Raw genomic sequence first — 10706 nt, 5'->3', positions numbered from 1 at the left:
GCGAGCTACATGCGGCCCAATTTCTTCGTCAACACCCCCGACATCCTGCACGCCTACCTCCAGCACGGCGGCCGTCCGGCCTTCGAGGTCCGCGCGGTCCTCGCCGCCACCCTCTCCCCCGCCTGGGGCGTCTACTCCGGCTACGAGCTGTGCGAGAACACCCCGCTGCGCGAGGGCAGCGAGGAGTACCTGGACTCGGAGAAGTACCAGCTGCGCCCCCGCGACTGGGAGGCCGCCGAACGCGAGGGGCGCACCATCACCCCCCTCATCACCCGGCTCAACGACATCCGCCGGCGGAGTCCGGCCCTGCGGCAGCTGCGCGATCTGCACTTCCACCGGACCGACAACGACGCGGTCATCGCATACAGCAAGCGGTCCGGCGCCGACACGGTCCTCGTGGTCGCCAACCTCGACCCTCACCACACCCAGGAGGCCACGGTCACGCTGGACCTGCCGCGACTCGGCATGGACCCGCACGAGGCCGTGTCGGTGCACGACGAACTGACGGGTGAGACCTATCACTGGGGCAGCACGAACTACGTGCGTCTGGAGCCGGGCCGCGCGCCGGCCCATGTGCTCCACGTCCAGCGGTCCCCCGCCGCGCCGCAGATCGGAGGGTCAGCAGCGTCATGACTGTCAACGAGCCCGTCCCGGACACCTTCGAGGACACACCCGCCCAGGACCGCGACCCGGAGTGGTTCAAGCGTGCCGTCTTCTACGAGGTCCTCGTCCGCTCCTTCCAGGACAGCAACGGCGACGGCGTCGGCGACCTCAAGGGCCTGACCGCCAAACTGGACTACCTGCAATGGCTCGGCGTCGACTGCCTGTGGCTGCCGCCGTTCTTCAAGTCGCCGCTCAGGGACGGCGGGTACGACGTCTCCGACTACACGGCGGTGCTGCCGGAGTTCGGCGACCTCGCCGACTTCGTGGAGTTCGTCGACGCCGCCCACCAGCGGGGCATGCGGGTCATCATCGACTTCGTCATGAACCACACCAGCGACCAGCACCCGTGGTTCCAGGAGTCCCGCAAGGACCCCGACGGCCCCTACGGCGACTACTACATGTGGGCCGACGACGACAAGCAGTACCAGGACGCGCGGATCATCTTCGTCGACACGGAGGTCTCCAACTGGACCTTCGACCCGGTGCGCGGGCAGTACTTCTTCCATCGCTTCTTCTCGCACCAGCCGGACCTCAACTACGAGAACCCGGCCGTGCAGGAGGAGATCCTGGCGGCCCTGCGCTTCTGGCTGGACCTCGGCATCGACGGGTACCGCCTGGACGCCGTGCCCTATCTCTACGCCGAGGACGGCACGAACTGCGAGAACCTGCCCGCAACCCACGAGTTCCTGAAGCGGGTCCGCCGGGAGATCGACGCGCTGTACCCGGACACGGTCCTCCTCGCGGAGGCGAACCAGTGGCCGGAGGACGTGGTCGACTACTTCGGCGACTACGCCGGCGGCGGCGACGAGTGCCACATGGCCTTCCACTTCCCGGTCATGCCCCGCATCTTCATGGCCGTCCGCCGCGAATCCCGCTACCCCGTCTCGGAGATCCTGGCCAAGACCCCGGCCATCCCCTCCAACTGCCAGTGGGGCATCTTCCTGCGCAACCACGACGAGCTGACCCTGGAGATGGTCACCGACGAAGAGCGCGACTACATGTACGCGGAGTACGCCAAGGACCCGCGCATGCGCGCCAACATCGGCATCCGACGGCGGCTCGCGCCCCTCCTCGACAACGACCGGCACACGATCGAGCTGTTCTCCGCCCTGCTGCTGTCGCTGCCGGGCTCGCCGATCCTGTACTACGGCGACGAGATCGGCATGGGCGACAACATCTGGCTCGGCGACCGGGACGCCGTCCGCACCCCCATGCAGTGGACGCCCGACCGCAACGCGGGCTTCTCCACCTGCGACCCCGGCCGCCTCTACCTGCCCACGATCATGGACCCGGTCTACGGCTACCAGGTGACCAACGTCGAGGCGTCCATGGCCTCCCCGTCGTCGCTGCTGCACTGGACCCGGCGGATGATCGAGATCCGCAAGCAGAACCCCGCCTTCGGACTCGGCTCGTTCCCCGAACTCCAGTCCTCCAACCCGGCGGTCCTGGCGTTCCTGCGGGAGCACGGCGACGACCTGGTGCTGTGCGTGCACAACTTCTCCCGCTTCCCGCAGCCGACCGAGCTGGACCTGCGCGAGTTCGCCGAGTGCCACCCGGTCGAGCTGATCGGCGGGGTCCGCTTCCCCGCCATCGGGGAACTGCCGTACCTGCTGACCCTGGCGGGACACGGCTTCTACTGGTTCCGGCTCGTCCGAGTCGCATCTCGCATCGGCCGTCGGCTGTGAGGCCGACGACCGTGAGCGTGCGCCGACGAAAGGAGGCGTCACCATGACGAAGACCGCATACCTCCGACCGAGTGGCAGCGGCAGGGCCGGGCTGACCCGGCCCATGGCCTCGCTCGACGGTCTGTTGCGGGCGTGGCTGCCCAGGCAGCGGTGGTTCGCCGGGAAGGACCGTCCCGTCACCGATCTGCGGCTGCTGTCCCTGACCGAGCTGTTCCCGGGCTGTCTGCATCTGCTCGTGCACGCCGGTCACGCGGGCGGTCACGGCGGCCACGCGGGCGTGCCCGCGCCCGGTGGCACACCCCCGCCTGGGGACATCTACCAGTTGTTCCTGGGCATCCAGGAACACCCGTCGCCGCGCCTGGGCCGGGCCCTGATCGGCCGGGCGCAGGACGGCCCGCTGGCCGGTCTGACGGTCTACGACGCCCTCCTCGACCCCCGTTCGGCGCAACTGCTCCTGGAGCGGCTGCGGCAGCCGGGCTCGGCGGGCCCACTGCGCTTCGAGACCGACCCGGCCCAGCCGGTGCCGGCCGGGCTGGTGCCGCGGGTGCTGGACGCCGAGCAGTCGAACTCCTCACTGGTGTACGGCGACGAGTTCATCCTGAAGGTGTTCCGGCGCATCCAGCCGGGCGTCAACCCGGACCTGGAGGTGCCGGTCGCGCTGGCCGGGCAGGGCTGTGAGCGGGTGCCGGCGCCGGTGGCGTGGTTCCGCACCACCCGGCCGCGGCCCGCGACGCTCGGCGTGCTCCAGCCGTTCCTGCGCAACGCGTCCGACGGCTGGGAGCTGGCCCTGCACGCGCTCGCCACCGGCACGGACTTCACCGTCCACGCCCGTGAGCTGGGCCGGGCCACCGCGGACGTCCATCTGGCCCTGGCCGCGGCCTTCCCGACCGGTGCCCCCGGCGAGAACGGGCGGACGGCGGCGGCCATGGCCGAACGGCTCGACGCCGCCGCGCACAGCGTTCCCGCGCTGCGGCCGTTCGTGCCGGGGCTGCGGGGCGCGTTCAGCGCGCTCACCACCTGCGATCCGGGGCCGCCGGCCCAGCGGATCCACGGCGACCTGCACCTGGGTCAGGTGCTGCGCGCGGGCCGCGAGTGGTTCGTCATCGACTTCGAGGGTGAACCGTCCCGTCCGCTCGCCGAGCGGCGCAGCGCCCAGTCCCCGGTCCGGGACATCGCCGGCATGCTGCGCTCCTTCGACTACGCGGCCCGGCAGCGCCGGCCCTGGCGCCCCGAGTGGGCGCGCCGCTGCCGGGAGGCGTTCTGCGGGGGCTACGCGGCACGGGCCGGATGGGACCCGCGCAAGAAGCACGGCCTGCTGCGCGCCTACGAGACCGACCGGGCCGTCTACGAAGTGATCTACGAGGCCAGACACCGTCCGGACTGGCTCCCTGTACCGATGGCGGCGATCGAACGACTCGCCGTGAGAGGAGACTGACACCGTGGCGCTGCGCGACACCTCACTGCCCGAGCCGTCCGCCCCGACCCCGGCCGTCCACCGGCCGGGCGGGGCGGCCCCGCCGCTGGACCCGGGTGACCGGGACCGGCTGCTGAACGGCTCCCACCACGACCCGCATGCCCTGCTCGGCGCGCATCCCGTGCCGGGCGGCGTCGCCCTGCGGGCGCTGCGCCCGTTCGCGGAGTCGGTGACCGCACTGGTCGACGGGGTGCGGCACCCGCTGGTCTCGGAGGGCGGCGGCCTGTTCTCGGCCGTGCTGCCCGGCGCGGAGATCCCGGCGTACACGCTGATGATCTCGTACGGGGACGGCGAGCGGGAGACCCACGACCCGTACCGGTTCCTGCCGGCGCTCGGCGAGCTGGATCTGCACCTGATCCGCGAGGGCCGGCACGAGCAGCTGTGGAGGGCGCTCGGCGCGGAGCCGATGATCCACGAGGGCGTGGCCGGGACCCGGTTCACGGTGTGGGCGCCGAACGCGCGCGGGGTGCGGGTCGCCGGGGACTTCTGCCACTGGGACGGGACCGCGTTCCCGATGCGTTCGCTGGGCGCGTCGGGGGTGTGGGAGCTGTTCCTGCCCGGGATCGGCGAGGGCACCCGGTACAAGTTCGAGATCACCTCCCAGTACGGCGGCCGGTTCCTGAAGGCGGACCCGATGGCCCGGGAGACGGAGCTGCCCCCGGACACGGCGTCGGTGGTCACGAGGTCGCACTACGAGTGGGGCGACCAGGAGTGGCTGGCGCACCGCGCGGACACCCCGGTGCACGAGGCGCCGTTCTCGGTGTACGAGGTGCACCTGCCGTCCTGGCGGCCGGGCCTCACGTACCGGCAGCTGGCCGAGGAGCTGCCCGCGTACGTGCATGACATGGGCTTCACCCACGTGGAGCTGATGCCGGTGGCCGCGCACCCGTTCAGCGGGTCGTGGGGCTACCAGGTGACCTCGTACTACGCCCCGACGCCGCGGCTGGGCGGACCGGACGACTTCCGGTACTTCGTCGACTCCTGCCACCGGGCGGGCATCGGCGTGATCATGGACTGGGTGCCGGCGCACTTCCCGAAGGACGACTGGGCGCTGGCCCGGTTCGACGGGGACCCGCTGTACGAGCCCGGGAACGCGCAGCGGGCGGAGCACCCGGACTGGGGCACGTACGAGTTCGACTTCGGCCGCACCGAGGTGCGCAACTTCCTGGTCGCCAACGCCGTCTACTGGTGCGAGGAGTTCCACATCGACGGGCTGCGGGTCGACGCGGTCGCCTCGATGCTCTACCTCGACTACTCCCGCGAGGACGGCGCGTGGTCGCCGAACGCGTACGGCGGCCGGGAGGACCTGGCGGCGATGACGTTCCTCCAGGAGATGAACGCGACCGTGTACCGCCGGACGCCCGGTGTGGTGACCATCGCCGAGGAGTCCACCGCCTGGGGCGGGGTGACCCAGCCGACCGACAGCGGCGGCCTCGGCTTCGGGCTGAAGTGGAACATGGGCTGGATGCACGACTCGCTCCAGTACATGTCCAAGGAGCCGGTGCACCGCAGGTACCACCACCACGACATGACCTTCTCGATGGTCTACGCCTACAGCGAGAACTACGTCCTCCCCATCTCCCACGACGAGGTGGTGCACGGCAAGCAGGCGCTGGTCACCAAGATGCCCGGCGACTGGTGGCAGCGGCGCGCCAACCACCGCGCCTACCTGGGCTTCATGTGGGCCCATCCGGGCAAGCAACTGCTCTTCATGGGGCAGGAGTTCGCCCAGGGCGGCGAGTGGTCCGAGGCGCACGGCCCCGAGTGGTGGCTGCTGGACGACGGCTACTGTGCCGCGGGCGACCACCGCGGCGTCCAGGCCCTGGTGCGCGACCTCAACACCCGCTACCGGCACAGCCCCGCCCTCTGGCAGCGCGACACCGATCCGTCGGGCTTCCGGTGGGTGGCGTGCGACTCGGCCGACGACAACGTCTTCGCGTTCCTGCGCTACGCCGCCGACGGCAGCCCCCTGCTGGCGGTGAGCAACTTCTCCCCCGTCGTCCGCCACGACTACCGCCTGTGGGCCCCGGACGACGTCGTCGCCTGGCAGGAGGTGCTGAACACCGACGCGGCCCGCTACGGCGGCAGCGACGTCACCAACCCGCATCCGGTCAAGCCCGAGGACGACCACATCCGGCTCACCCTCCCGCCGCTGGCCACGGTGTGGCTGACGCCCGTGCCGGTGTGAACCGCCGCCGCCGGGGCAGGCGGGGCCTACGAGAGGACCGTCCTCTCGGCTTCGCAAGTCCTCGGAAAGGCGGCACACGGTGCGCACGGTCGGTGTGGAGGAAGAGCTCCTGCTGGTGGATCCGGAGACCGGCGAGCCACGGGCCCGCTCCGCGGCCGTGCTGGCCCGGGCGGAGCACGAGGACGCCGAGCAGGACGTGTTCGAGAAGGAACTCCACGAGCAGATGCTGGAGTTCGCCACCCATCCGCAGTCGGACATGGCGGCCCTGGGCGCGGAGATCGTCCGGTGCCGCAAGGAGGCGGCCCGGCACGCGGAGGACATCGGCTGCGCGGTCGCGGCGCTCGCCACCTCCCCGCTGCCGGTCAGCCCGGCGGTCGGCACGAACAGCCGCTATCAGTGGATGGAGCGGGAGTACGGGATCGCCACCCGGGAGCAGCTCGTCATGGGCTGCCATGTCCATGTGGCGGTGGACTCCGACGAGGAGGGCGTGGCGGTCGTCGACCGGCTGCGGCCCTGGCTCGCCGTGCTGTCCGCGCTGAGCGCCAATTCCCCCTTCTGGCAGGGCAAGGACACCAGCTACAGCAGCTACCGCAGCCGGGTCTGGCAGCGCTGGCCGTCGGCCGGCCCGACCGAGCTGTTCGGCTCCGCCGAGGCGTACGACCAGCGGGTCGCCGACATGATGGCGACCGGCACCCTCCTCGACGAGAAGATGGTCTACTTCGACGCCCGGCTCTCCCGGCAGTACCCGACCGTGGAGATACGGGTCTCCGACGTCTGCCTGGACGCGGACACCGCCACGCTGATCGCGACCCTGGCCCGGGGCCTGGTCGAGACGGCCGCCCGGGACTGGCGGGCGGGGCGGGCACCGGCCGATCTCGGCGTCAGCGTGCTGCGCCTCGCGGGATGGCGGGCCGCCCGCTCCGGCCTCACCGGCGACCTGCTGCTGCCCGCCGGGATGCGTCCCGCGCCCGCCGCGACGGTGGTGGAAGCCCTGCTGGAGCATGTCGCGGACGCGCTCGCGGACAGCGGGGACCTGGACCGGGCGCGGGAGCACTGCGCCCGGCTGCTGCGGGACGGCAACGGCGCCCGCGTGCAGCGGGACCTGCTCGCGCGGACCGGCAGTCTGCGCGAGGTCGTCGCCGCCTGCGTGCGCCGTACCCAGGGCGCTACAGAATGAGGGTCAGGGCGTAGGCCAGGAAGAAGGCCGCCACCAGCACCGCAAGCACGATGATCAGGGTCAGCGGACCCTTGGCCCAGCCCTTGGGCGGGTTGTGGGTCTCGCGGGGCCCGGCCTCCGGCATGCTGCTCTCCGCCGGCGGGGTCTCCCCGGGGGGCACACCGCCACCTGGTTCGAGGCCTGACGTCCGCTCGGGTTCCGGATCGGGGTTGATGTGACTCATGAGCTCCGAGTCCCCCGATCCGGCCGAGATCATCGAACCGGACCCGATTTCCGTCGTCCGGGCACCATGCGGGCCCGCCGACCGCTACATTCGACCAGCGTCGATAACGGTTCTCGTCGGCAATGTCACGGCCCGTACACCACAGGAGCAGCGCATGCGCGACGTCGCTCTCGCTCCCCCGACCGTTCCGCCCGCCCTCACCGGGGGGCTCGCCGACAGCCTCTTCGTCTGGGCCGAACGCGACCCGGGCCGGCCGCTCGCCGCGTACCGCCCCGATCCCGGCTCCGACCACTGGCGTGAGGTGACCGCCGCGGAGCTGCGCGACGAGGTGGTGGACCTCGCGCGGGGGCTGATCGCCTCGGGGATCTCGCCGGGCCGGCGGGTGGCGGTCATGGCGCGCACCCGCTACGAGTGGACGGTGCTCGCCCACGCGCTGTGGGCGGTGGGCGCCGAGGTGGTGCCGGTGTATCCGACCGCGTCGCGCGAGCAGGTCGCGTACATCCTGCGGGACGCCGGGTGCGTGGCCGTGGTCGTCGAGGACGAGCTGGGCGCGATGACGGTCGGCTCGGTGTGCGCGGGACTGCCCGCGCTGCGGCACGTGTGGCAGCTGGACGCGGGCGGTCTGGCCCAGCTGGCCGCGCGGGGCGAGGCGATCCCGCCGGAGACGGTCGACTCGCTGCGCCGGATCGTGCTGCCGGACACCACCGCCGTCATCGCCTACACCTCGGGCACCTCGGGCCGTCCGCTGGGCTGCGCGCTCAGCCATCGGGGCCTGGCGAGCCCGTGCGACACCCTGCTGGCAGGCTGGGGCCACACGGTGGCACCGCCCGGCGAGCAGGGCCGGGTCCTCGCCTTCCTGCCGTTCTCCCACGTGTACGGCCTGATGATCCAGGGCCTGTGCGTGCGCGGCGGGCTGCTGCTGGGACATGAGCCGGAGGTCGGCGAACAGGCTCTGGCGCGGGCACTGCGGTCGTTCCGGCCGACGTACTTCTACGGGGTGCCGTCGCTGTTCGAGAAGCTGTACAAGACGTTTCTGCGGACGGCGCAGCAGACGGGCCGCGGGGCGTTGTTCGAGCGGGCCGCGGAGACGGCGCGGGCGTACGCGGCGGCTGCCGAGCGGCAACGGCTCGGCCGGGGGTCGGGGCCCGGGATGGAGCTGCGGCTCCAGCACGCGGTGTACGAGCGGGCGGTCTACCGCCGGCTGCGGGCGGCCCTCGGCGGCCGGGTGGGGCGGGCCACCTCGGGCGGTTCGCCGCTCAGCCGCGAGCTGTCCCGCTTCTTCGAGGGCATCGGCATCCCGGTGCACGACGGGTACGGGCTGACCGAGACCAGCGGCGGCATCACCATGCAGCCGCACGGCCGGGAGAAGTCCGGCACCGTGGGGCAGGCCCTGCCGGGCACGGAGATCCGGGTGGCCGCCGACGGGGAGATCCTGGTGCGCGGGCCGTCGGTGTTCCGCGGCTACCTCGGTGACGGGACGGCGACCCGGACGGCGTTGCGCGACGGCTGGCTGGCCACCGGTGACCTGGGGCAGCTGGATGCCGAGGGCTATCTGACGATCACCGGGCGCAAGAAGGACGTCATCATCACCAGCAGCGGCAAGAGCCTCGCCCCCGCCGCGCTGGAGGAGCGGCTGCGGATGCACCCGCTGATCCACCAGGCGGTCGTGGTCGGCGACAACCGGCCCTGTGTGGGCGCCCTGATCACGCTGGACCCGGAGTTCCTGGTCCACTGGCGGGCGGGACTGACGCTGCCGGGCGACGCGCCGCTGCGGGAGGCCCGGGAGGAGAACGCGCTGCGGGAGGAGGTCGCGCGGGCCGTGGCCGGGGCCAACAGCACGGTGTCCCGGTCGGAGTCGATCCGGGTGTTCCGGGTGCTGCCGGAGCCGTTCGACGTGGCGAGCGGGCTGCTGACGCCGTCGATGAAGCTGCGCCGGGACGCGATCGTGCGGCACTACGCGCCGGACATCGACGCGATGTACGCGGCCCGGGTGCCCCTGCCCCGGCCGGCCGCCGAGGATCCCGCGGCCTGGGACGACGCGGACAACGTGTTTCGCTGAGACCACCGCGACGGGTCCGCATGGGCGCGGCGGCCGGGGGAACTCGCCACGTGGCAAACGCAAGCAGACGTGGTGACGAGCCTGCGGAAACGCACGCGGGAATGGCGACATGACGACCGAGCCGGGATGGGACGACAGACTGGCTGCCCAAGGAATTCCAAGCCGTACGACCGGCTTTCCGGGCGAGCCGCGCGACGTGACGGGTGCGCGACTCGCCGCGGAGGGCTTCCTGCGGGACCTGGCGCGCATCGCGCCGCCCGCTTCACCCGAACACTGGGACGACATCCTGCTGGTGGTCACGGAGCTGGCGGCGAACGCGGTGCAGTACGCGCCCGGCCCCTTCGAGCTGCGAATGCGCCGGGCCTACGACGGGGTGCACGTCACCCTGCACGACACCAGCACCACACCCCCCTCACCGCGGCCGTTCCGCCCGAGCACGGGCGGCGGCGGGATCGGCTGGCACCTGCTGCACGCCCTGTGCGACCAGGTCAGCGTGGTGACCGGGGAGCGAGGCAAGGACGTGCACGCCTTCCTTCCCTGGTGAGGTCCGGGCGTCAGCCGGCGCCCGCTGGGCACCCGGATGGCCGCACCGACGGCCGTCTCGTGAGCGCCGCCGTGCACCGCGGACGTGGCCCGTCGCGCGGTGCCCGACTGGCGCGACGGCGTCCGGCACGGTGGGATCGATGCGTCAACCGCGGAAGGGAAGGACAACGTGACACGACCCAGGATCCTGGTGGTGGGCGCGGGCTTCGCGGGAGTGGAGTGCGTACGGCGCCTGGAACGCAGGCTCGGCCCCGACGAGGCCGACGTCACGCTGGTGACCCCGTTCTCCTACCAGCTCTATCTGCCGCTGCTGCCGCAGGTCGCCTCAGGGGTGCTCACCCCCCAGTCGATCGCGCTGTCCCTGCGCCGCAGCCGCAAGTACCGCACCCGGATCATCCCGGGCGGAGCCATCGGCGTGGACCTCAAGGCGAAGGTCTGCGTCATCCGCACGATCACCGATCAGACCGTCAACGAACCCTACGACTATCTCGTGCTGGCCCCGGGAAGCGTCACCCGCACCTTCGACATCCCCGGGCTCACCGACCACGCCTTCGGCATGAAGACCCTCGCCGAGGCCGCCTACATCCGCGACCACGTCATCTCGCAGCTCGACCTCGCCGACGCCAGCCAGGACCCGGCCGAGCGGGCCTCGAGGCTGCAGTTCGTGGTGGTCGGCGGCGGCTACGCGGGCACC

General features: G+C 72.0%; 9 protein-coding genes. 8 read left to right on the top strand and 1 reads right to left on the bottom strand.

Going from position 1 to position 10706, the window contains the following annotated elements; translation table 11 throughout:
• The 5 genes from CCN42_RS31230 to CCN42_RS31210 all read left to right on the top strand — a co-directional run.
• The coding region (locus tag CCN42_RS31230; protein WP_211294830.1) for an alpha-glucosidase C-terminal domain-containing protein at positions 1 to 633 on the top strand (633 nt) is incomplete at its 5' end.
• Positions 630 to 2348, top strand: a complete 1719-nt coding sequence (gene treS, locus CCN42_RS31225) for a maltose alpha-D-glucosyltransferase (protein ID WP_086740651.1) — start codon at positions 630 to 632, stop codon at positions 2346 to 2348. The genes CCN42_RS31230 and treS, both read left to right, overlap by 4 nt.
• Before the next feature lie 43 nt (positions 2349 to 2391).
• Positions 2392 to 3783, top strand: coding sequence for a maltokinase N-terminal cap-like domain-containing protein (locus CCN42_RS31220; RefSeq protein WP_086740649.1), 1392 nt, complete (start codon positions 2392 to 2394; stop codon positions 3781 to 3783).
• A gap of 4 nt (positions 3784 to 3787) precedes the next feature.
• Complete coding sequence (glgB, locus tag CCN42_RS31215) at positions 3788 to 6010, top strand: 1,4-alpha-glucan branching enzyme (protein ID WP_086740648.1); 2223 nt, start codon at positions 3788 to 3790, stop codon at positions 6008 to 6010.
• A gap of 79 nt (positions 6011 to 6089) precedes the next feature.
• The gene (locus CCN42_RS31210) at positions 6090 to 7187 is read left to right on the top strand and encodes a glutamate--cysteine ligase 2 (protein ID WP_086740646.1); all 1098 of its coding nucleotides are present in this window, start codon (positions 6090 to 6092) and stop codon (positions 7185 to 7187) included.
• Here the strand turns inward: CCN42_RS31210 and CCN42_RS31205 are convergent.
• Complete coding sequence (locus CCN42_RS31205) at positions 7177 to 7410, bottom strand: DUF6480 family protein (protein ID WP_086740652.1); 234 nt, start codon at positions 7408 to 7410, stop codon at positions 7177 to 7179. The two genes, CCN42_RS31210 and CCN42_RS31205, sit on opposite strands and share 11 nt — an antisense overlap.
• Before the next feature lie 154 nt (positions 7411 to 7564).
• Between CCN42_RS31205 and CCN42_RS31200 the strand changes: the two genes are divergently transcribed.
• The 3 genes from CCN42_RS31200 to CCN42_RS31190 form a co-directional block, all read left to right on the top strand.
• Positions 7565 to 9469, top strand: coding sequence for an AMP-dependent synthetase/ligase (locus CCN42_RS31200; protein WP_086740645.1), 1905 nt, complete (start codon positions 7565 to 7567; stop codon positions 9467 to 9469).
• 109 nt (positions 9470 to 9578) lie between these two features.
• Positions 9579 to 10013, top strand: coding sequence for an ATP-binding protein (locus tag CCN42_RS31195; protein WP_086740643.1), 435 nt, complete (start codon positions 9579 to 9581; stop codon positions 10011 to 10013).
• A 168-nt stretch (positions 10014 to 10181) separates the two neighbouring features.
• The coding region (locus tag CCN42_RS31190) for an NAD(P)/FAD-dependent oxidoreductase (RefSeq protein WP_158102153.1) at positions 10182 to 10706 on the top strand (525 nt) is incomplete at its 3' end.

The sequence above is a fragment of the Streptomyces glaucescens genome (assembly GCF_002154375.1).
GTDB classification, from domain to species: Bacteria; Actinomycetota; Actinomycetes; order Streptomycetales; family Streptomycetaceae; genus Streptomyces; species Streptomyces glaucescens.
This window is presented reverse-complemented; position numbering and strand designations above follow the sequence as displayed.